The 22,009-nt window shown below is 68.1% G+C and carries 19 protein-coding genes; 13 read left to right on the top strand and 6 right to left on the bottom strand.

Annotated features, from left to right (window positions below):
- The first annotated feature begins 188 nt into the window (after nt 1-188).
- Nucleotides 189-1,325, top strand: a complete 1,137-nt coding sequence (locus tag HWY37_RS14630) for a 3-deoxy-7-phosphoheptulonate synthase (RefSeq protein WP_281372228.1) — start codon at nt 189-191, stop codon at nt 1,323-1,325.
- A gap of 34 nt (nt 1,326-1,359) precedes the next feature.
- Here HWY37_RS14630 and HWY37_RS14625 read toward each other — a convergent pair whose 3' ends face one another.
- Nucleotides 1,360-2,592, bottom strand: a complete 1,233-nt coding sequence (locus HWY37_RS14625; RefSeq protein ID WP_176088914.1) for an NAD(P)/FAD-dependent oxidoreductase — start codon at nt 2,590-2,592, stop codon at nt 1,360-1,362.
- A gap of 107 nt (nt 2,593-2,699) precedes the next feature.
- Between HWY37_RS14625 and HWY37_RS14620 the strand changes: the two genes are divergently transcribed.
- The 6 genes from HWY37_RS14620 to HWY37_RS14595 all read left to right on the top strand — a co-directional run bounded on the left by HWY37_RS14620 (nt 2,700) and on the right by HWY37_RS14595 (nt 8,706).
- A complete protein-coding gene (locus tag HWY37_RS14620) occupies nt 2,700-3,299 on the top strand; it encodes a GNAT family N-acetyltransferase (RefSeq protein WP_176088913.1) in 600 nt (199 codons plus the stop codon).
- Nucleotides 3,300-3,372: 73 nt separating this feature from the next.
- Complete coding sequence (locus HWY37_RS14615) at nt 3,373-3,843, top strand: hypothetical protein (protein ID WP_175205677.1); 471 nt, start codon at nt 3,373-3,375, stop codon at nt 3,841-3,843.
- Nucleotides 3,844-4,161: 318 nt separating this feature from the next.
- Complete coding sequence (locus tag HWY37_RS14610; RefSeq protein ID WP_176089089.1) at nt 4,162-4,881, top strand: response regulator transcription factor; 720 nt, start codon at nt 4,162-4,164, stop codon at nt 4,879-4,881.
- An 11-nt stretch (nt 4,882-4,892) separates the two neighbouring features.
- Nucleotides 4,893-5,762 carry an HpcH/HpaI aldolase/citrate lyase family protein gene (locus HWY37_RS14605; RefSeq protein WP_176088912.1) on the top strand — a complete coding sequence of 290 codons (870 nt, stop codon included), beginning with the start codon at nt 4,893-4,895 and terminating at the stop codon, nt 5,760-5,762.
- A gap of 177 nt (nt 5,763-5,939) precedes the next feature.
- Entirely contained in the window at nt 5,940-6,908 is a 969-nt protein-coding gene (locus HWY37_RS14600) for a serine hydrolase (protein ID WP_246302299.1), read from the top strand.
- A 166-nt stretch (nt 6,909-7,074) separates the two neighbouring features.
- Complete coding sequence (locus HWY37_RS14595; protein WP_176088911.1) at nt 7,075-8,706, top strand: ATP-binding cassette domain-containing protein; 1,632 nt, start codon at nt 7,075-7,077, stop codon at nt 8,704-8,706.
- A gap of 34 nt (nt 8,707-8,740) precedes the next feature.
- Here HWY37_RS14595 and HWY37_RS14590 read toward each other — a convergent pair whose 3' ends face one another.
- Together HWY37_RS14590 and HWY37_RS14585 are read right to left on the bottom strand one after the other, a co-directional pair.
- Nucleotides 8,741-10,333, bottom strand: a complete 1,593-nt coding sequence (locus HWY37_RS14590; RefSeq protein WP_176088910.1) for a sulfatase family protein — start codon at nt 10,331-10,333, stop codon at nt 8,741-8,743.
- Nucleotides 10,330-11,292 (bottom strand): Bug family tripartite tricarboxylate transporter substrate binding protein, encoded by a 963-nt coding sequence (locus HWY37_RS14585; protein ID WP_176088909.1) that lies wholly within the window; start codon nt 11,290-11,292, stop codon nt 10,330-10,332. The genes HWY37_RS14590 and HWY37_RS14585 overlap by 4 nt, the downstream gene beginning before the upstream one ends.
- A gap of 143 nt (nt 11,293-11,435) precedes the next feature.
- On the opposite strand from HWY37_RS14585, the gene HWY37_RS14580 reads away from it, so the two are divergent.
- Nucleotides 11,436-12,377, top strand: coding sequence for a LysR substrate-binding domain-containing protein (locus tag HWY37_RS14580; RefSeq protein WP_176088908.1), 942 nt, complete (start codon nt 11,436-11,438; stop codon nt 12,375-12,377).
- On the opposite strand, the gene HWY37_RS14575 is transcribed toward HWY37_RS14580, so the two are convergent.
- The gene (locus HWY37_RS14575) at nt 12,374-13,207 is read right to left on the bottom strand and encodes an IclR family transcriptional regulator (protein ID WP_176088907.1); all 834 of its coding nucleotides are present in this window, start codon (nt 13,205-13,207) and stop codon (nt 12,374-12,376) included. The genes HWY37_RS14580 and HWY37_RS14575 overlap by 4 nt on opposite strands.
- Nucleotides 13,208-13,321: 114 nt before the next feature.
- On the opposite strand from HWY37_RS14575, the gene HWY37_RS14570 reads away from it, so the two are divergent.
- The 4 genes from HWY37_RS14570 (at nt 13,322) to HWY37_RS14555 (ending at nt 19,464) form a co-directional block, all read left to right on the top strand.
- Nucleotides 13,322-15,676 (top strand): cytochrome P450/oxidoreductase, encoded by a 2,355-nt coding sequence (locus HWY37_RS14570; RefSeq protein WP_176088906.1) that lies wholly within the window; start codon nt 13,322-13,324, stop codon nt 15,674-15,676.
- A 220-nt stretch (nt 15,677-15,896) separates the two neighbouring features.
- Nucleotides 15,897-16,760: an archaetidylserine decarboxylase gene (gene asd / locus HWY37_RS14565; RefSeq protein WP_175205669.1), complete on the top strand. Its 864-nt coding sequence runs from the start codon at nt 15,897-15,899 to the stop codon at nt 16,758-16,760.
- Between the two features lie 91 nt (nt 16,761-16,851).
- Nucleotides 16,852-18,078, top strand: coding sequence for an alpha-hydroxy acid oxidase (locus HWY37_RS14560; RefSeq protein WP_176088905.1), 1,227 nt, complete (start codon nt 16,852-16,854; stop codon nt 18,076-18,078).
- A 216-nt stretch (nt 18,079-18,294) separates the two neighbouring features.
- On the top strand, nt 18,295-19,464 hold the full coding sequence (locus HWY37_RS14555) for a metallophosphoesterase (RefSeq protein WP_176088904.1): 1,170 nt from the start codon (nt 18,295-18,297) through the stop codon (nt 19,462-19,464).
- 10 nt (nt 19,465-19,474) lie between these two features.
- On the opposite strand, the gene HWY37_RS14550 is transcribed toward HWY37_RS14555, so the two are convergent.
- Complete coding sequence (locus HWY37_RS14550; protein ID WP_175205666.1) at nt 19,475-19,930, bottom strand: Lrp/AsnC family transcriptional regulator; 456 nt, start codon at nt 19,928-19,930, stop codon at nt 19,475-19,477.
- Nucleotides 19,931-20,021: 91 nt separating this feature from the next.
- On the opposite strand from HWY37_RS14550, the gene HWY37_RS14545 reads away from it, so the two are divergent.
- Entirely contained in the window at nt 20,022-21,218 is a 1,197-nt protein-coding gene (locus HWY37_RS14545) for an MFS transporter (protein ID WP_176088903.1), read from the top strand.
- 56 nt (nt 21,219-21,274) lie between these two features.
- Here the strand turns inward: HWY37_RS14545 and HWY37_RS14540 are convergent, their stop codons facing one another.
- A complete protein-coding gene (locus tag HWY37_RS14540; RefSeq protein WP_425485023.1) occupies nt 21,275-22,006 on the bottom strand; it encodes an IclR family transcriptional regulator in 732 nt (243 codons plus the stop codon).
- Between the last annotated feature and the right edge of the window lie 3 nt (nt 22,007-22,009).

The raw sequence follows: 22,009 nt of genomic DNA, 5'->3' as shown, positions 1-22,009 counted from the left end.
ACACTGTGTACACCATGCTAAGGCATCTGCGCGCGGCCTGTCGTTATTGCTAACGGGTTAATGCAGGTCCATCGCCGATAGTCTTAGTATCAGCGGCATCAGCCGGACGGAGACCACCGTCCGTCGCCCTGCCCCGCCGCCGGTGCCATAATAGATGTCTTTCCCGCATCTACGGCACGGAGCTTCCCTTGACCCCCCGCATCGACGATCCCCTGCACGACCGCGAGGTCGGCGCGGCCGACTCTACCCAGGACAACACCCGCACGGACGACACCCGCATCAGCGCGGTGCGGCCCTTGATTTCGCCCGCCCTGCTGCAGGACGAACTGCCAGTTTCGGCCGAGATCCAGACCCTGGTCGAACAGAGCCGCGTCCAGATCGCCGACGTGCTGCATCGCCGCGACGACCGCCTGGTGCTGGTGGTCGGCCCCTGTTCCATCCACGACCACGGCCAGGCCATGGAGTATGCCCGCCTGCTGCGCGCCGCCGCCGAGCAGCACCAGAAGGACCTGCTCATCGTGATGCGCGTGTACTTCGAAAAGCCGCGCACCACCGTCGGCTGGAAGGGCTATATCAACGATCCGCGCCTGGACGGCAGCTTCCGCATCAATGAAGGCCTGCGCCGCGCGCGCGAACTGCTGCTGGACATCAGCGGCCTGGGCCTGCCCATCGCCACCGAATTCCTGGACCTGCTCAGCCCGCAGTACATCGCGGACCTGATCGCCTGGGGCGCCATCGGCGCGCGCACCACCGAAAGCCCCAGCCATCGCCAGTTGAGCTCCGGCCTGAGCTGCCCGCTGGGCTTCAAGAACGGCACCGACGGCGGCGTGCAGATCGCGGCCGACGCCATGGTGGCCGCCAGCGCCAAGCACGCCTTCATGGGCATGACCAAGATGGGCATGGCCGCCATCTTCGAAACCCGCGGCAACCAGGACACCCACGTCATCCTGCGCGGCGGCAAGCAAGGCCCGAACTACGACGCCGCCAGCGTCGACGCCTGCTGCGCCGCGCTGCGCGCCGCCGGCCAGCGCGAACAGGTCATGATCGACTGCTCGCACGCCAACTCCAACAAGTCGCACCTGCGCCAGGTCGACGTGGCCCGCGACATCGCCGCGCAGATCGCCCAGGGCGACGCCCGCATCACCGGCGTGATGATCGAAAGCCACCTCGAAGAAGGCCGTCAGGACCTGAAGCCGGGCCAGGCGCTGCGCCGCGGCGTGTCCATCACGGACGCCTGCCTGGGCTGGTCGCAGACCGCGCCCGTGCTGGAAAGCCTGGCCCTGGCCGTGCGCCAGCGCCGCGAAAAGGCTGCAAAGCAGGCCTGAAGCCCCGCCCTGCGGCCTCTTGCCGCGCGCGGTCTCAGCGGCCGACGCGGTAAGGCGCCGGATCCATGTCCGGCGCCTGACCCGTGATCAGGCTGGCCAGCAGCTTGCCCGTCACCGGTCCCAGCGTGAAGCCGTGGTGCGCATGGCCGAAGGCCAGCCACAGTCCCGCATGGCGCGGGGCGGGCCCGATGACCGGCCGCATGTCCGGCATGCAGGGCCGGCATCCCATCCACGGTTCACGCTCAACGGCCTCGCCCAGCGGCAGCAATTGCCTCGCCAGCACGCGCGTGCGCTGGATCTGGATGGGTGAAGGCGGCGCATCGCGCGACGCGAATTCGGCGCCGGTCGTCAGGCGCACGCCCAGCGTCATGGGCGTTACCAGAAAGCCGCTTTCGATGTCCGCCACCGGATGCGACAGGGTGGCCCCGTCCTCCAGCGCAAAGTGCTGGTGATAGCCGCGCTTGACCGCCATCGGAATGCGATAGCCCAAGGGGCGCAGGATGTCCGGCGACCAGGGACCCAACGCCACGACCACGTCGCGCGCCTCGATCAGGCCCTGCTCGCCTTGCACCTGCCAGTTCTTGCCCGCCTGCTTGAGACTGCGCGCGTCGCCGCGCGCCAGCACGCCGCCGCGCCGTTCGAACAAGGCCGCGTAGCCTCGCGTCACGGCGCCCGGGTCGGAGACGTTGACGGGGTCCAGCCAATGCACGGCGCCCGCCATGCGCGATAGCGAAGGCTCCAGGGCCGCCAGGGCCTGGCGGTCCAGCACCCGGTAGTTCAAGCCATAGGGCGCGAGCGCCTGCGCCTCGGCGACGGCCTGGGCCAGGCCGGCCTCGCTGCGCACGCCGTCGATCCAGCCGTTGCGCCGGAACAATTGCGGAATGCCCGCCTCGTCCTTGAGCGCGTCATGTTCGGCCACGCTGCGCTCGATCAGGGGCAGCATCGCCTCGGCCGCGCGCGCCAGCCGCGATGGCGCCGAATGCCACCAGTAGCGCAGCAGCCAAGGCGCGATGCGCGGCAGGAAGCGCGGGTGGTAGCTCACGTCCGGCGTATTGTTGCGGGCATAGCGCCACAAGCTGCGCCAGTCACGCGGAAAGGCATACGGGATCACGCTGGCGCGTTCGATCAGGCCGGCATTGCCATAGCTGGTTTCCTCGCCAGGGCCGCGCCGGTCCAGCAGCACGACCGAACGGCCGCGCGCCACAAGATGCAGCGCGGTGCTGACCCCCACGATGCCCGCGCCCAGTACCACTACGTCTGTTTTCATGCGGCGCATTCTGCGCTTGCGGACCGTGTTCGGCAAGGGCCCGCGGGCGTAGAATCCTCCCCTGCGCGGCGTGTCCCGACGTCGGCAAGCCCATCGAGGAATGCGTCATGACCAGCCCCAGCCTGCAACCCGTCACGCTCGCCGGCGAGGTCGTGCGCCTTGAGCCGCTGCAAGCCGGCCATGCGGCAGCCCTGGCCCAGGTTGGCCTGCATCCCGAGCTATGGCGGCTGCAGCCCGAGCCCGTGCAATCGCAGGACGACATGCAGCGCTACGTGGACCGCACGCTGGCCAATCAGCGCGATGGCAACTGCCTGCCGTTTGTCATCGTGCGCCAGGATGATGGCCGGATCATCGGCGCCACGCGTTACATGGACATCGCGCTTGCGCACAAGCGCCTGGAAATCGGCGGCACCTGGCTCACGCCGGAAAGCCAGAGATCCGGCGCCAACACCGAAGCCAAATTCCTGTTGTTGCAGCACGTCTTTGAAACAATTGGTATCATGCGCGTCGTATTCAAGACGGAGTTGAGCAACATGCAGTCGCGGCAGGCCATACTCCGGATCGGCGGCGTCGAGGAAGGCGTGTTCCGCAAGCACCTGATCGCCCAATCGGGACGCGCCCGCGACATGGTGTATTTCGCGATCCTTGATGAGGATTGGCCCGCGGTCAAAGCGCGTCTGCTGGCGCGCATGCGCCGTTCCGCGTAGACCCGGCCAGCCGTTCGTTCTTTTTGCCGCTTGTACGGGCCGCCAGGCTCGCCCCGCACTATTGACGCCAGGTATGGACCAGACTTTCACGGCGCGTTCGCGCCACACCATTTTCATCTACACCGAGGAGCAGCGCGGCAACCAGCTCGTCGAATCGCCCGTGCTCGGCATGCTGTCCGACATATCGGGCTCCGACAAGCTGGTGGTCGCGCAGGATCCGCACAGCGGCCTGAAGTTCATCTACCGCGTCGACCACGACAGCAACAACCTCGATGCCGCCGCGATCACCGAACAGGACGAGTCCCTGTTCAACGGCAAGACCACCGTGCAGATCAATTCCATGACCTACCGCCTGGGCACGGTGGAGAACGCCATGAAATTGCTGCGGGGCAAAAGCCAATGGATCCAGGACAAGGGCGCGGTGCTGTCCGTGCTGCTGCAGAATGCCGCTGCCCGCAAGACCCGTTTTGCCTCGCCGCGCATCGAGCGCGACCGCATGCGCAAGGTGCCGCCAGGCGTGCCGGTGGAATACCTGCCTACATAAAAAGCACAGTATCCACAGTGCTGCCCTTATCCACAATTTCTGTGGATAAAACGGCCGTGGACCCACGGCTGATGGCCGTTCGGCCGATGCGCAACGGGCTGGTCATTTTTTGACCAGCAACGCAATCCTCGCAGCCCGGCAGCCATGCCTGATTCTTGACGCGGCGCCGCAGAGGCGATGATGATATTCTCCGCAAGCGCGCGATACGAAAAAAACCGCGCCAGCGGGATCTCCCCATACAAGAAGACCAGATAAAGGAGCGGAAAGCGTGTTTGCCCCCGGAGTGCCTTGCGCGCAACCGCTGCCGCCCGCGTCGCCGTGAACATCATCATCGTCGACGACCACGGGGACTGGCGCGACACCATCGCCGAATACATCCAGGACCTTGGCCTGGAATGCGCCATCCTCACCGCGGGCTCCCTGGCCGAGCTGGACCAGTTGCTGCTGAGCGTGACGCCGGGCATCCTGGTGCTGGACGCCATGCTGCCTGACGGCGACGGGCTGGCCCGCGTTTCCCATCTGCGCACCAGCTTTCCGTCCATGGGCATCATCATGCTCACCGGACGCCTGCTGAGCGAAGACAAGGTGTCCGGCCTGAGCCTGGGCGCCGACCACTACCTGACCAAGCCGGTCAATCTTGCCGAACTGGGCGCCACCCTGGTGTCGCTGTCGCGCCGCCTGCGCGTGGTGCCGGCGGGCGATCCGGCCGCGCCGGAATCCGACGCCTGGCGCTTCGACCCTGCGCGGCGCACGCTGATGTCGCCCGATCAGGTCTGCGTCGACATCACCGACACCGAGAGCCGCCTGATCGGCGCGCTGATCCAGGCCGCGCCGCTGCCGCTGTCGCGCGGCCGGCTGATCGAGGCGCTGGGCGCCAGCGAGCAAGCCTATGACACGCACCGGCTCGATGCCCACATGCACCGCCTGCGCCGCAAGTTGCGCGCGCAAGCCGGCGGCGATATGGGCATACGCACCGTGTACGGTGTGGGCTACGTCTGCACTACGCCGGTGCGGATCGTGGGCAGCTCCAAGAACTGAATGATCACGCCATGAATTCCTCGATCCGACCCCGCCGTTCCGTACTCTACATGCCCGGCGCCAACGCGCGCGCGCTGGACAAGGCGCGCAGCCTCGACGCCGATGCGCTGATCCTGGACCTGGAAGACGCGGTCGCGCCCGACGCGAAAGCGCAGGCCCGCGAGCAAGTGGCCGCGGCCCTGCGCGCAGGCGGCTATGGACGCCGCGAATGCATCGTGCGCGTCAATGCGCTGGACACCCCCTGGGGCCTGGAGGACGTGCGGGCCATCGCCGGCGCGGGCGCCGACGCGGTGCTGCTGCCCAAGGTGCAGTCGGCCGAACAACTGGCCGCGCTGGCCCGCGCGCTGGACGCGGCCGGCGCGCCTGCCAACCTGCCGCTGTGGGCCATGGCGGAAACGCCGCTGGGCTTTCTGCGGCTGGACGCGATCGCGGGCGGCCACCCCAGGCTGGCCGCCATCGTCGTCGGCACGTCGGACCTGGTGAAGGACCTGCACGCTCGCCATACGCCGTCGCGCGAAGAAACCCTGTGGGCGCGCTCGATGGCGGTGATGGCGGCGCGGGCCCACGGCCTGGCGGCGCTGGACGGCGTGCACCTGGACCTGCAGGACGACGCGGGCCTTGCGGCTGCCTGCACGCAGGGACGCGACCAGGGCTTCGATGGCAAGACGCTCATCCATCCCAAGCAGATCGCGGCGGCCAATGCCGCCTTCGCGCCAACGGAAGAAGAACTCGCCACCGCGCGCAAGCGCCTGGACGCCTGGCAGGCCGCGCAGGCCGCCGGCCTGGGCGTGGCCGTGGTCGACGGCGCCTTGGTCGAAAACCTGCATGCGCAAGAGGCCGAACGCGTGCTGGCGCTGGCCGAGGCCATCGCTCGCGGCTAGCGCGCCAGGGCGCCAGGCTCGACGGCCCCCCTTGCCCTCTGCGGGCATGCGTGGCGGCGGCGATCGCGCCAGCCGCAGTAATATCGCCTTTCAAATGCATATTCCGGTAACGCCCCGCACTGCGCGGGGCCGGCGAATCAGGGAGCGATGGTGGCGCTGATCTTGCGGCAAATGTGGATGTCATTCTGCGTGGCGGCGCTTTGGGCCGCCATGGCGGCGGGCTTGCCGGCGCCAGCGCAGGCTCAGGCGGCCAATTTCCATCCCTGCAATTCCCAACCGTCCCTGCCGATGTGCCAGCACGGCTACGGCAAGCGCATCGCGGTCCAGCGCTGGGGCGCGCAGCCCGAACCGCTGGACCCGGACGCGGCCGTCAATGCCTCGCTGGTCACGCGCGACCCGGCCAAGGAAATCGGCAAGCTCAAGTCCAGCACGATCCTGGTCCAGGACATGGACACCGCCGAAATCCTGTTCGCGCGCAACGAAGACGCCGTGCGGCCGATAGCCTCCATCACCAAGCTCATGGCGGCGCTGACGCTGGTCAAGGCCGGCCTGCCCATGGACGAGATGATCACCATCGACGCCAGCGACACGCGCTCCACCAGCGAGCTGCCGTCGCGCCTGACGGCCGGCACCAAACTGAGCCGCGCCGATCTGCTGCGCCTGGCGCTGGTGCCTTCGGAAAACAGCGCCGCGCAAGCCCTGGGGCGCACCTATACGGGCGGCACGGCAGCATTCGTCGCGGCCATGAATGCAGAAGCGCGCGCGCTGGGCATGACCGACTCCAGCTTCGCCGAACCCAGCGGCCTGTCCAACGACAACCAGTCTTCGGCCAGGGATCTGGTCAAACTGCTGCAGGCGATCTCCGCGCAGCCGCTGATCCGGCAATATGCCAGCGAGGCCAGCTACCAGGCTGCCGGCCAGACCTTCCGCAACACCAACATCCTGCTGGGCCGTCCGCAGTGGGACATTCTCGTGTCCAAGACCGGCACCACGCGAGAAGCCGGCGACTGCCTGGTCATGGCGGTCAAGGTCGGCAAGCGTAACCTGGCCATGGTGCTGCTCAACGCGCAGGGCGTGAGCGGCTCGCGCTTCGGCGACGCGGTGCGCCTGCGGCGGGTGCTGGACAGCCGGTTCGCGTCGCGCTGACCCGAGAGCGCGCCTGTCACGCCAAGCCCGGTACAATACCCGCCTTTGACGCGGAACGCCCGCCCGTTCCGCCCGCCTGCCGCGCCGCCGGTGCGCCCCTTTCCCCGATTACTTTTCACTGCGCCTGGCCGGCGGGAATCCTGCCGCGTTCCCTGTTGCACCATCCATGATCCGCTTCCAACAAGTTTCACTCATGCGCGGCGTCAAGCCCTTGCTCGACAAGGTCGACCTGCTGCTCAACCCCGGCGACAAGATCGGCCTGATCGGCGCCAACGGCGCCGGCAAGTCCAGCCTGTTCGGCCTCTTGCGCGGCACGCTGCACGCCGACCAGGGCGACCTGGACTACCCCGCCAGCTGGCGCATGGCCTACGTGGCGCAGGAAACGCCCGCGCTGGACCGCCCCGCCATCGAATACGCCATCGACGGCGACGTCACGTTGCGCAAGCTGGAAGAGGAACTGGCGCAGCTGGAAGCCGAGCCCGAAAGCGCGGATAACGGCCTGCGCATGGCCGAGATCTACTCGGCCCTGGCGGATGCGGACGCCTACACGGTGCACTCGCGCGCGGAGCAGCTCTTGACCGGCCTGGGCTTCACGCAGGCGCAGATGCAGCTGCCGCTGACCAGCTTTTCGGGCGGCTGGCGCATGCGCCTGAACCTGGCGCAGGCGCTGATGTGCCCGTCCGATCTGCTGCTGCTGGACGAGCCCACCAACCACCTGGACCTGGACGCCATCATCTGGCTGGAAGACTGGCTCAAGCGCTACCCGGGCACGCTGATCGTCATCTCGCACGACCGCGACTTCCTGGACGGCGTGGTCAACGTCATCGTCCATATCGACGAGCGCAAGCTCAAGCGCTACTCGGGCAATTACTCGTCCTTCGAGCGCCAGCGCGCCGCGCAACTGGAACTGGCCCAGGGCATGATGGAAAAGCAGATGCGCCAGCGCGCGCACCTGCAATCCTTCATCGACCGTTTCAAGGCCCAGGCCAGCAAGGCGCGCCAGGCCCAGAGCCGGATCAAGGCGCTGGCCCGCATGGAGGAAGTGGCGCCGCTGCGCGCGGCCGCCGAGTTCTCGTTCGAATTCCGCGAGCCCTTGCGCGCGCCCAATCCGCTTCTGACCATGGACGCCGTCAGCGCCGGCTACCGCATCACGGACGAAGTGACGGAAGCCGTGTCCGACAAGATCATCGTGTCGGGCATCGATTTCTCGCTGCAGGCCGGCCAGCGCATCGGCCTCCTGGGCATCAACGGCGCGGGCAAGTCCACCTTCATCAAGACCATCGCGGGCGAGCTGGCGACGCTGGCCGGCGAGGCCCAGTTCAACAAGGGCCTGTCCATCGGCTACTTCGCCCAGCATCAGGTGGAAATGCTGCGGCATGACGAATCGCCGCTGTGGCACATGACGAAGATCGCGCCTACGGTGCGCGAGCAGGAGCTGCGCAACTTCCTGGGCAGCTTCAACTTCAACGGCAACATGGCCACCAGTTCCATCGCACCCTTCTCCGGCGGCGAAAAGGCCAGGCTGGCGCTGGCCCTGATCGTGTGGCAGCGCCCCAACCTGCTGCTGCTGGACGAGCCTACCAACCACCTGGACCTGGAAACGCGCGAAGCCCTGACCAGCGCGCTGGCGCAGTTCGAAGGCACGCTGATGCTGGTGTCGCACGACCGCCACCTGCTGCGCGCCACCACCGATGAATTCATCATCGTGGCCGACGGCGAGGTCAGCCCCTTCGACGGCGACCTGGACGACTACAAGGACTGGCTCTACAAGACCAAGCTGGCCGCCAAGGCCGCTTGAACGCGGCTGCCGGCGCCCGGCCGGCAGCCCGTCATCACGCCAGCGCGCTGGGATAGGGGCTGGTGTCGATGTGCTCCAGCATGCCGTAGGCCAGCCGCTCCAGCAGGCGCGCGCGGTCGGCGGCATGCGCGGGGTCGTCCCACAGGTTGCGCAATTCGTGGGGGTCCTGCTTCAGGTCATACAGCTCGCCCCAGGGCGCGCCGTCATAGACCGTGGCGCGGAATCCGTCCGCCAGCAAGCTGCGGCAGCGGATACGGCTCTTGAAGCCGAGAATCACGCGCTGCCCCTCTTCCTCGATCATCAGCGCGTCGCGCACGGCGGATTCGCGTCCCGCGATCAGCCCGGCCATATCGCGGCCCTGGATGCCGTTGTAAGGCTGCACGCCGGCCCGCGCCAGCACGGTGGGCGCGACGTCGATGGTGCTGAGCAAGGCGTCGCTGGCAGCGCCCGCCACAGCTCCTGCCGCGGGATCGCGCCAGATGAAAGGCACGCGCGTCAGGCCGCGGTAGTGGATCGGCCCCTTCAGCATCAGTTGGTGGTCGCCCAGGTAATCGCCATGGTCGCTGGTGAAGATCACCACTGTGTTGTCGGCCAGCCCCAGCGCGTCGAGCTCGGCCAGCACCCTGCCGATCTGGTTGTCGATATTGGCGATGGAGCCATAGTTGAGCGCCAGTGCTTCGCGCGCCTCGCGCTCGTTGCAGGCAAAGATCGCGGGCGTGTGCTTGACGGCCGTGCCGGCATCGCGCTGCGAGCGCAGCCAGGCCACGTGCGGCGGCGGCGCGCCGGCGCCGTGGAACGACGCGGGCAGTTCCATGTCCTCCGGCTTGTGCAGGTCCCAGAAGCGCCCCGGCGGCGTGAAGGGATGGTGCGGGTCCGGGAACGAGCATTGCAGGAAGAACGGCCGGCCTTCGGCCGCATAGCCGCGCAGCGCATCGATGCTGCGGTCGGCGATGTAGGCGGTGGGATACAGCTCTTCAGGCACGCGCGTGCGCCAGGCCTGGCGGATGCGCGTCAGTTCGTAATCGGGAGCGGGAATCGCGTGGCCGGGGCCGATCAGCGCCTCGACCTCGGGATGCTCGCGGCGCAGCCAGCGACGGTAATGGCCGTGCACGTCGTCGCTATGGTCGTCGACGAGGTCCACCTGCTCGAAACCGTAATAGGGATAGCTCAGATCATGGTCGGCGCGTTCCAACCACAGCTTGCGCTGCTCCTGGTCGTAGCGGCCGGCGTCGGGCTCGACTGCCTCGCGCGGCAGCCTGTCCTCGGCGCGCACCGGCCAGGAAGGCGGAATGTCGGTCATGTTCTGCAGATGCACCTTGCCCACCAGCGCGGTGCCGTAGCCCGCTTCGCGCATGGCCTCGACGAAAGTGCGGCTGCGCAAGGACAGCGCGATGCCGTTGTGGCGCGCGCCATGCGCGGACGGATAACGGCCCGTCATGAGGCTGGCGCGGTTCGGCATGCAGATGGGCGTGGCCACGTGCATGTTGTCGGCGCGCCAGCCCGAGGCCGCCAGGCGGTCGAGGTTGGGCGTGCGTACCACGCGGTTGCCATAGGCGCCCAGGTGGTCCGCGCGGTGCTGGTCGGTGATGAACAGAAGGAAATTGACCGGCTTCTCGGTACGGCTCATTGCTTGGCTCCGGACATCTCCACCGCGGAACGCCAGGCCGGCATGTCGCGCTTGACCATGTCGCCGAAGGCCTCGGGCGTCATGTAGATGGGCACCATGCCCAGGGGCTGCAAGACCTGCTCGAAGGACGGGTCGGTGAGCACGGCGCGCAGGTCCGCGTTCAGCTTCTGCACCACGGCGGGCGGCGTGCCGGCCGGCGCGAACAAGCCGATCCAGGAACGCACCCCAACGCCGGGCGCCACGTCCGAGAACAGCGGCACATCGGGCAGCGCGGCGTATTTTTCGATATTGGCCACGCCCAGCACCTTGACCTTGCCGGACGCCAGGAACGGAATGGCGGGCGCGATGCCGCCTATCATCAGGGGCACGTGGCCGGCGACCAGGTCGGCCATCGCGGGGGCAGCGCCCTTGTAGGGCGCGTGCACCACGTCCAGCCCGGCGGCGTGCTTCAGCTGTTCCATCGCCAGCTGGTGCACCGTGCCCAGGCCGGGCGAGCCATAGGTGTACTTGCCGGGATTGGCCTTGATCAGGCTGACCGCATCGGCCAGCGTCTTGGCGGGAAAGTCGGCATTGGCCAGCAGCACCACCACGTTGTCCGCCACCAGGCCTACCGGCGCGAAGTCGCGCACCGGGTCGTACGGTAGGCTGGCATACAGCACGCTGTTGATGCCGTGCGTATTGGTGGTGCCCATCAGCAGCGTGTAGCCGTCAGGCGCGGCGCGGGCCACCATGGATGCGGCGATGTTGCCGCCGGCGCCGGGCTTGTTTTCGACCACCATGGTGTAGCCGCGCGGCTCCAGGCGCTGCGCCAGTTGGCGCGACAGCACGTCCACCGCGCCGCCCGGTGAAAACGGCACCACGATCTGCACCGGCCGCGCCGGATAGGCGTCGGCCGCCTGCGCCGCGCCCGCGATGCCACAGGCCAGGCTTGCAGCCACGGCCAAGCAGAACTTCTTCATGAATCATCTCCATCCTGGCGCTCTTCCCGGGGCCGGCCCGGGGAACGCCTCTGTCTTGTCGAGCGGCAAGTATGCCCAGGGCGCGATGCCCGCGTGAAATGAAATAAACTGAACGATTCATAACCAATTGAATATGTAAAGCCATGTCCGATCGCGCCGGCACCCATCTCAAGCGGCGTCATGCCGAGCTGCTGGTCGCGCTGGACGACGAGCGCCATCTGGGGCGCGCGGCCGAGCGCCTGCACATGTCCCAGCCCGCCGCGTCCAAGGCCTTGGCGCAGCTGGAGGAACAGGTGGGCTATCCGCTGTTCGAGCGCGGAACCCAGGGCACTCAGCCCACGTATGCCGGAATGGTTATGATCCGCCACGCCCGCAACGGCCTGGGCGCGGCCCAGCGCGTGGCCGCCGAACTGCGCGCGGCGCAGGAACGCGGCGCCAGCCTGCTGCGCCTGGGCACTCTGCCCTCCGCCGCGCCCCGGCTTGCGCCCCAGCTGATCGCGCATCTGCAGCAGCAATCGCCGCGGCTGGAGGTCAAGCTGGTGGAAGGCGCGCTTGGCGAACTCATGGACAGGCTGGCGCGCGACGAGCTGGACATCGTGCTGGGCCGGCTGGGCAGCCGTTTGCTGCCCACGGACTGCGAAGTCATCCGCCTGCATGAAGAACCGATATTGGTGGTGGCGCGCCCCGGCCATCCGCTGGCCGGCCGCGATGCGCTCGACGCCGCCGAGCTGGCGCGCTGGCCCTGGGTGCTGCCGCTGGAAGGCACCATGATGCGCGAACGCCTGGACGAGGCCTTCGCGCAATCCGGCGCGCGTCCGCCCGATTCCAGCATCCAGTCCAACTCGCTATTGGCGACGCTGGCGCTGCTGGCTCAAAACGATGGCTTGGCGGCGCTGCCCCAGGCCATCGCGCGCTACTGCGAGCGGCAAGGCGGCGTGGCAGTGCTTCCGCTGCGCCTGGAAGCGAATTTCGGCGCCATCGGCGCGGTGATCAATCGCAGCACGGCCGGGATGCCGCTGGTGCGCGCCGCCATGGAATGGCTGCGCGGCGTGTCGGCCGGCACAGTCCCGATCGAGCCGAGCTAAGGCGCCTGGTAGCCCAGCAAGACGCTGGCCGCTTCTGCCTCGCGCCGTACCGCTTGCGCAATCGGGCCGTCGGGCGAGGCGTCGAAGCCTCCGGTCGCGCCCAGCGCCGTCAATGCGGCGCAGGGCCGCCCGTTGTGGTTGAGCAGCGGCGCGGACACGGCGCTGATGCCCTTCAGATTGGTATCGCGCACCGTGGCGCAGCCTTCGGCCAGCACCTGCTGGCGCAAGCGTCCGATGGGATCGGCGACGTCGAGCTGGGCGCGCAGTTCCGCTGGCGCGCGTGCCAGCTCCGTTTCCGCCAGGGCGCGCACTCGCGCGTCGTCCTGCAACGCCAGGAACACCCGGCCGGTGGCGGACCACAGCATCGACAGCACCGAACCCATCCGCACGTTCACCGTCACCGGCAGGCCCGGCTCCTCGAAGCGCACGATGGTCGGCCCCTTGTTGCCCATCACCGCAATGAAGCAGGTCACTTCCAGCCCTTCGCGCAGGCGCACCAGGCTGGGTTCGGCCAGGCGGATGGGATCGGCCTGGCGCAGCGCGGCCAGCCCCAGCAGCATGGCTTCCAGGGCCAGGTAGTACTGTTGGGTGGCGGCATCCTGCGCCACCAGGCCCTCTTCCATCAGACTGACCAGATAGCGGTGGACCTTGGCCGGGCTTTCGTCCACTTGCGCGGCCAGCAAGGTCAGGCTGGCTCGGCCGCCCAGCCGGCCCAGCCCCTTGAGCACGGCCATGCCGGTCTCGGCGGCCTGCACCCGCTGGCGTCGTTCGCGCGGGCGCGCCGGCTCGGACGGAGCGGAAACGGAGTTTGGATCGGGAATCTGGGTCATGTCGGCGCGATGGATGGACTGCCTGCCGGCTGCGGGCGCAGCCCGGAGATTACCCCAATTGAATAATTACGCAATGCGTATATGATTTACGCAATTGTAATCCGGAGCGACACCATGGGCCAGACTTCTACCCCCGAATCCAAGGCAGCCGCCAGCAACGGCGGCTGCCCCATCGACCACGCCGCGCTGGCACGTGCCCAGGGCTGTCCGGTCAGTCCGCGGGCGGCCGAATTCGACCCCTTCGGCGACGGTTACCAGCAGGATCCGCCCGACTACGTGCGCTGGGCGCGCGAACAGGAACCGGTGTTCTACAGCCCCAAGCTCGGCTACTGGGTGGTGACCCGCTACGACGACATCAAGGCGGTGTTCCGCGACAACCACACCTACAGCCCCTCGATCGCGCTGGAAAAGATCACGCCGACCGGCCCCGAGGCCAACGCCGTGCTGGCCAGCTACGGCTACGCCATGAACCGCACCCTGGTCAACGAGGACGAACCGGCCCACATGCCGCGCCGCCGCGTGCTGATGGATCCCTTCACGCCGGACGAACTCAAGCACCACGAACCCATGGTGCGGCGGCTGACGCGCGAATACGTGGACCGCTTCATCAACGACGGCCGCGCCGACCTGGTCGACCAGATGCTGTGGGAAGTGCCGCTGACGGTCGCCCTGCACTTCCTCGGCGTGCCCGAGGAAGACATGGACCTGCTGCGCCAGTACTCCATCGCGCACACCGTCAACACCTGGGGCCGGCCCAAGCCGGAGGAACAAGTGGCGGTGGCGCACGCGGTGGGGAATTTCTGGCAGCTGGCCGGCAAGATCCTGGACAAGATGCGCCAGGATCCAGACGCGCCGGGCTGGATGCAGTACGGCATCCGCAAGCAGAAGGATCATCCCGAGGTCGTGACCGACTCCTATCTGCATTCGATGATGATGGCCGGCATCGTCGCCGCCCATGAGACCACCGCCAACGCCTCGGCCAACGCCATCAAGCTGCTGCTGCAGCATCCCGACGCCTGGCGCGAACTGTGCGAGGACCCTGGCCTGCTGCCCAACGCGGTCGAGGAATGCCTGCGTCACAACGGCTCGGTCGCGGCCTGGCGCCGCCTGGCCACGCGCGACACCGAAATCGCGGGCGTGGCGATACCGGCGGGCGCCAAGCTGCTGATCGTGTCCTCGTCCGCCAACCACGACGAACGCCATTTCGCCGACGCCGATTTCTTCGACATCCGCCGCGACAACGCCAGCGACCAGCTGACCTTCGGCTATGGCGCGCACCAGTGCATGGGCAAGAACCTGGCGCGCATGGAAATGCAGATCTTCCTGGAGGAACTGACCCGCCGCCTGCCGCACATGCGCCTGGCCGAACAGCAGTTCACCTACGTGCCCAATACCTCGTTCCGCGGCCCCGAGCATCTGTGGGTGGAATGGAACCCGGCGGACAACCCCGAGCGCCACGATCCCGCCTTGCTTGGACAGGTGCAGCCGGTGCGCATCGGCGAACCCTCCACCCACGCCATCAGCCGCAAGCTGGTCGTGACCCAGGTCGCGACCGCCGCCGACGGCATTGCGCGTATCCGGCTCGAATCGCCCGACGGCAAGCCCCTGCCGCGCTGGACTCCCGGTTCGCACATCGACGTCGAATGCGGTGACACCGGTCTGTCGCGCCAATACTCGCTGTGTGGCGATCCGGCGGCGGCCAACGCGCTGGAGATCGCGGTGCTGAAGGAAGCGGACGGGCGTGGCGGTTCGGCCTGGATCCACCAGCACCTGCGCCCCGGCAGCATCGTGCGCGCACGCGGGCCGCGCAACCACTTCCGCATGGACGAGAGCGCAAAGCGCCTGATCTTCGTCGCCGGCGGCATCGGCATCACGCCCATCAGCGCGATGGCGCGCCGCGCCCGCGAACTGGGCATCGACTACGAACTGCATTACAGCGGCCGCACGCGCGCCTGCATGGCATTGCTGGACGAGCTGCAGGCGCTGCACGGCGCGCGCCTGCGCCTGCACGTCAGCGACGAAGGCAGCCGCAACGACTTCGACGCGCTGCTGGCGCGGCCCGAGGCCGGCGTCCAGATCTACGCTTGCGGTCCCGAACGCATGCTGGACGCGCTGCAGCAGGCCTGCACGGACTGGCCCGAGGACAGCCTGCGCGTCGAGCACTTTCATTCCACGCTGGGCACGCTGGACCCGTCCAAGGAACACGCCTTCGAAGCCGAACTCAAGGACTCCGGCATCGTGGTGCAGGTGCCCGCCGACCAGACCCTGCTGAACGCGCTGCGCGGCGCCAACATCGACGTGCAGAGCGATTGCGAGGAAGGCCTTTGCGGCTCCTGCGAGGTACGCGTGCTGGGCGGCGACATCGACCATCGCGACGTGGTGCTGACCCGCGCGGAACGGCAGGATGGCAAGCGCATGATGGCCTGCTGCTCGCGCGCCCAGGGCGGACGCATCGTGCTGGAACTGTAGCGCCCTGCCCGCCAGCCGCGCTGGCCGTTGCGAACGGCGCGGCTGGCATGCCTGAAGTAGCCCTGAAAGCGGTAGAATTCACCCTCTGCTCATCACCACGTCGTCCCGCTGCAACGCGGGACGACGTTTTTTGACGCGGCCAGTCCCGGGCCTGCGGCGGGCCCCAGGCGGCCCAGTCCGTGCCGCGGCGCGCCGCGGGGTTACTTCTTAGCGCTCCTAGATGCCGATCAAAGACCAACTATTCCTCGCCAGCCAGTACCTTGCCCCCCACCATCTGGTGTCGCGGCTTTTCGGATATGCGTCCGACTGCCGGGAACCCGCGGTCAAGAACTGGATGATCTCGCGCTTCGTCCGCCGCTACGGCGTCGACATGCGCGAAGCGCTGCAGGAAGATCCCTTGGCCTACGATTGCTTCAACGATTTCTTCACCCGGGCGCTCAAGGAAGACGCGCGTCCGCTGGACGAGGAAGCGGGCTCGGTGGTGTGCCCGGCCGACGGCGCCATCAGCCAGATGGGCGCGATCGAACACGGCCGCATCTTCCAGGCCAAGGGCCACAACTATGGCCTGGCCGACCTGCTGGGCGGCGACGCCGAGCGCGCGGAACCGTTCCAGGGCGGCCAATTCGCCACCATCTACCTGTCGCCCAAGGACTATCACCGAGTCCACATGCCGGTTGCCGGCACGCTGCGCGAAATGGTCCACGTGCCCGGCCGCCTGTTTTCGGTCAACCCGCTGACCGCCCGCAACGTGCCGCGCCTGTTCGCGCGCAACGAGCGCGTCGTCTGCATCTTCGATACCGAACACGGTCCCATGGCCGTGGTGCTGGTGGGCGCGATGATCGTCGCTTCCATCGAAACCGTGTGGGCGGGCCTGGTCACGCCGCACAAGCGCCGCGTCAAATCCACCCGCTACGATGATGCCGCCCGCGGCCCGATCCACCTTGCCAAGGGCGCCGAGATGGGCCGCTTCAAGCTGGGTTCGACCGCCATCGTGCTGTTCGGCCCCAACAAGATCCGCTGGGCCGACACGCCCTCGGTGCTGGGACCCGTGCGCATGGGCGAGCTGATGGCGCTGCCTGCCTGATATTTCGCTTTAATCGAAACTGGATGTCTGGTTTTATTCGCTTTATGCGATGAATCGGCATTGCTAGATTACGGGCTTTTGCCGGCCCGCCATGACATCCACACTCACGTCCACCGCCAGTCCCCGCGCCACCACGGCCGATCGCCCCCTGCCGCGCGCGCTGGCGCGCGCGCTGTCGCTGGACGATTTCGAGGCCGCCGCCAGAAAGCGCCTGCCGCGCCCGATCTTCGGTTATGTGGCGGGCGCAGCGGAAGACAACCAATCCCTGCGCGGCAACCGCCAGGCGTTCGCGGATTATTCGTTCTCGCCGCGTGTGCTGGTGGACGTGTCGCACCGCACCCAGCAGACCGAGCTGTTCGGCCGCCGCTACGCCTCGCCCTTCGGCATCGCCCCCATGGGCATCAGCGCGCTGTCGGCCTATCGCGGCGACATCGTGTTGGCCCGCGCCGCGCGCGCCCAGAGCATACCGGCCATACTCAGCGGCACCTCGCTGATTCCGCTGGAGGATGTCATCCGCGAAGCGCCCGGCACCTGGTTCCAGGCCTATCTGCCGGGCGATCCGCAGCGCATCGACGCCCTAGTGGAGCGAGCCCGCCGCGCCGGCTACGAAACGCTGGTGCTGACCGTGGACATCCCCGTGTCGGCCAACCGCGAAAACAATGTGCGCACGGGCTTTTCCACGCCACTCAAGCCCAGCCTGCGCCTGGCCTGGGACGGCCTGACGCGGCCGCGCTGGCTGGCCGGCACCTTCCTGCGCACGCTGCTGGCTCACGGCATGCCGCATTTCGAGAACTCGTTCGCCACGCGCGGAGCGCCCATCGTGTCTTCGTCCGTGCTGCGCGACTTCAGCGCGCGCGACCATCTCAGCTGGGAGCATGTGGCGCGCATCCGCCGCCAATGGCCGGGCACGCTCATCATCAAGGGCATCCTGCATCCGCAGGACGCGGCGCTGGCCAGGCAGCACGGCGCCGACGGGATCATCGTGTCCAATCACGGCGGCCGGCAGCTGGACGGCGCAATCTCGCCCCTGCGCGCCCTGCCAGGCGTGGTGGCTGCGGCCGGCGGCATGACCGTGATGATGGATAGCGGCGTGCGGCGCGGCAGCGACGTGCTAAAGGCCCTGGCGCTGGGCGCGAGCTTCGTCTTTGTCGGCCGGCCGTTCAACTACGCGGCCGCGGTGGGCGGCGAGGCCGGCGTGTCGCACGCGATCGGCCTGCTGCGCGCCGAGGTCGACCGCAACATGGCGATGCTGGGCATCAACCATGTGCGCGAAATGCTGGCCGAGCTGTTGACGCGCGAATATCCCCGCGCGCAGTGACTCGGGAGTATTCCGGAGCGCAGTGATTCGGGAGTATTCCGGAATGCGGTAGCGTTCGAGTATTCGAGCGCGCAGTAATGCAGGAACAGTCCGTTTTGCAATGACGCAGCGCCGGCGCTGTCGGGCAGGAAGCGGCGCGGCGCCTGGCCCGGCATAGAATGACGGTTCCTACGCTACGCGCGCCGCCGCTCCGCCCGGCGCGCCCCTGAGCCGCCCGTGTCCCTACGCCAATCCTCATTCTTCCTCCGCTTCCTGACCCTGGGCGCCCTGGCTCACGTCTATGTGGGCGCCCGCCTGATCCCCGACGCCAACCTGGGCGGCGCGAGCGCCGCCGCCGCCATTCTTGCCCTGCTGCTGTCCTGCATCCTGATCCCCTTGGGCATGCTGGGACGCTCGTCGGTGCACCCGCCCTGGGGCGACCGCATCGCCTGGGTCGGACTGTTCGCCATGGGGTTGTTCTCGTCCCTGTTCGTGCTGACGGTGCTGCGCGACGCGCTGCTGCTGGTGACCTGGCTGGTGAATCTGGCGGTCGGCGCCGACCTGCCCTGGGCCGCGCTGTTGGCGCTCAGCGCCCGGACAGTGCCCATTCTGGCGCTGGCCGCGACATTGGTCGGCCTGTACAACGCGCGCAAGCGCGCCCGCGTGGTCGACGTGGACGTGCCCATCGCCGGGCTTGCGCCCGACCTGGACGGCTTCACCATCGTGCAGATCAGCGACATCCACGTCGGGCCGACCATCAAGAAGCGCTACGTGCAGGCCATCGCCGACGCCGTCAACGAGCTGTTGCCCGACATGATCGCCATCACCGGCGACGTGGTCGACGGCAGCGTGGAACAGCTGGCCGCACAGGCCAGCCCGCTGGGCCAGCTGCGCGCGCCCTATGGCGTGTACCTGGTCACTGGCAACCATGAATACTATTCGGGCGCCGCGCCCTGGGTCGCGGAGTTCCGCCGCATGGGCCTGCGCGTGCTGATGAACGAGCATGTGGTGATTTACCCCGGCGGCTTGCCCGTGGTGGTGGCCGGCATTACCGACTACAGCGCCGGCTCCTTCGACCCGCAGCAGCGCAGCAACCCCAAGGGCGCGCTGGCCGGCGCGCCCGCCGACGCCCTGGCGCGGATCCTGCTGGCGCACCAGCCGCGCAGCGCGGCCGCGGCCGAGCCGCTGGGCTATACCTTGCAGCTGTCGGGCCATACCCATGGCGGGCAGTTCTTTCCCTGGGGCTTTTTCGTGCGCTTCCAGCAGCCCTATACGGCCGGCCTGCACCGCATGGGCAAGATGTGGATCTACATCAGCCGCGGCACCGGCTACTGGGGGCCGCCCAAGCGTCTGGGCGCGCCCTCCGAGATCACGCGCCTGCGCCTGCGCGCGGCGCCGGCCCGCTGAGGGCGCGGCTTCAGCCCTTGTCCGGCAATGGCCCGCGTTCCAGGTAGCTGGTCAGAGCGATGTCGCTGGTGGTGTTGGTGATGCCGTCGATCTGATGGATGCGCGCCAGCAGCAGTTCCAGCGCCTGCGTGTCGCTCACGCGGACCTTCAGCAGCATGGCGCTCTTGCCGGTGATGGTGTGGATCTCTTCGACCTCGGTCAGCTCGGCCAGCCCCAGCACTTGCTGCGTGATGCTCCAGTTGTTGGTGTCCACGTGCACGAAGGCCAGCAGCGGCCGGCCGATGCGGGCGCCGTCCAGCTTGGCGGCGATGCCCTTGATCAGACCGTCGCGCTTCAGGCGTTTAACCCTTTCATGCACCGCCGGGGCGGAAAGATTCAGCATCTTGCCCAGTTCGGCGTAGCTGGGAGTGGCGTCGTCGGCCAGCAGCGTTAACAGTTTTCGGTCGCGGTCATCAAGATCAGGCATTGGAATCACATTCTGCCGAACGGCATTCGAACTTTTATGGAATAAGGAAATACTAGCGTTAACCCTTATTTTATTCCAATAAAATTCGGCGATGCATAACCGTAGCACCCGCAGCGCCCGCCAGACCTCTCCCGTGCCCGCCCTGATGTTCGCCGTCAGCGTCGTCGGCTCCAACGGCCTGGCCCTGAGCCCCATCCTGAGCGACGTGGCGCGCTCCTACTCCACCTCGCCGCTGACCATCAGCACCGCCATTTCCGCTTACGGCGCCGCGACCGCGGCCAGCGCCTTCTTCCTGGCCGCCCGCATCGACCGCATCGGCATTCGCCGCTCGCTGCTGGGCGCGATGGCGGCGCTGATCGCCGCGCTGATCCTGTCCGCCTGCGCGCCGCACTGGATCGTGCTGACGCTGGCGCAGGCGCTGGCCGGCGCGGCCGCGGGCGTCATCCTGCCCGCCGCGTATGGTTCGGCCGCGCTGATCGCGCAGCCGGGACAGGAGGCGCGCACGCTGGGCCGCGTCATCGCGGGCTGGTCCGTGTCGCTGGTCGCGGGAGTGCCATTGTCGGCGCTGATTTCCGATGCTGTGGGCTGGCGCGCCACCTATGGCGCGCTGGCGCTGTGCGCCACGATCGCTGTGCTGGGGCTGCGCAAGCTGCCGGAACGCCGCGCCGCCAACCCCGCGCCGCTGCGCCTGTCGCGCCTGCTGGCGCCCCTGTCCTACCGCGACGTGCCGGCCCTGCTGCTGGGCTGCCTGGCGTTCTCGTCCGCGTTCTACGGCGTGTACGCCTTCCTGGCGGATCACGTGCGCGGCTTGCTCGCCTTGTCCGCCGGGCAAGTGGGCTTCATCGCCTTCGCCTATGGCGCCGGCTTTCTGCTGGCGGGCGTGGCCGGCGCGCCGCTGATCGAGCGCCTGGGTCCGCGCCGCGCCCTGCCCTTGGCGCTGGGCGTCATCGCCCTGGTCTATCTGGGGCTGCTGCCGGCCGCGCATGCGCTGGCCTCGGTACTGGCCATCGCCGTGCTGTGGGGCGCGGCCTCGCAACTGAGCCTGAACCTGCTGGTGCTGCTGCTGTCGCGGGCCCGCCCCGAAGAGCGCGGCGCGGTGCTGGGCCTGAACACCTGCACCACCTACCTTGGCGCCAGCGTCGGCACCGCCATTGCCGGCACGATCTACACGCATGCCGGCTTCGAATCCTTGGGCCTGGCCGCGGCCAGCGCCCTGGCCGCCGCGGCGCTAGGCCTGCATTGGCGCCTGAACGGCCGGCGCGCCGCGCGCGGCGAAGCGACCGCCTGAGCCGGCACCAACATTCAGTCGTCCAGGCATAAGGCGGACACCAGCGCCGCCGAAAACTAACCCTGCCTGACACCCATCATCGAACGCGACAGCCGGCTGGCAGCGGCCAGCACGGGGTCCTTGAGTTCGAGCAGCACCTGCTCCGTCAGGCGCGAAATCGGCCCCGATATGCAGATCGCTCCCTGCAAGGTCCAGTTGATGCCATAGACCGGCGCCGAGATGCTCGACACCTCCGCGTCGCGTTCGCCCAGCGACATCATGTAGCCCGCGCGGCGCACCGACTCATAGGGCTCGCCCGGCTCTCCTGAAAACGCCAGCAGCACACGGCCGGGACTGCCCAGTTCCAGCGGCAGCGCGGCCCCGACGCGCACGTGGTGGCGGATGGATTTCGGGCCTTCGACGCGTGCCATGCAGATGCGCTGCTTGCCTTCGCGGACATAGAACGTCGCGCTTTCTCCGGTAGTCGCCGACAGCTCGCGCAATACCGGCTGCACCACTTCAGCGATATTGAACGTGGCCTGGTAACAGGCGCCCAGCCAGCCGGCGGCGCGCGCCAGCCGCCATGTTCCATCCGGCCTCTGCGCCAGGTAGTCGTCCATGGCCAGCGTGCGCGCCAGGCGCAACACCGTGGAGCGGTGGCAACCGGTGCGCCGGCTCAGTTCGGCCAGTGTCAGGTGGGCGTCGTCCACGCCAAAAGCCTCCAGGATCCGCATCGCGCGGCGCACGGCCACCACGCCTTCCTCGGCCTGGGATTCGTCTGGGTCATGGATCGGATCATCGTTCATCATGCG

The organism is Achromobacter anxifer (genome assembly GCF_903652925.1).
GTDB lineage: Bacteria > Pseudomonadota > Gammaproteobacteria > Burkholderiales > Burkholderiaceae_B > Achromobacter > Achromobacter anxifer.
Note: the sequence above shows the minus strand (reverse complement) of the source record. Positions and strands in the feature narration are given on the sequence as shown.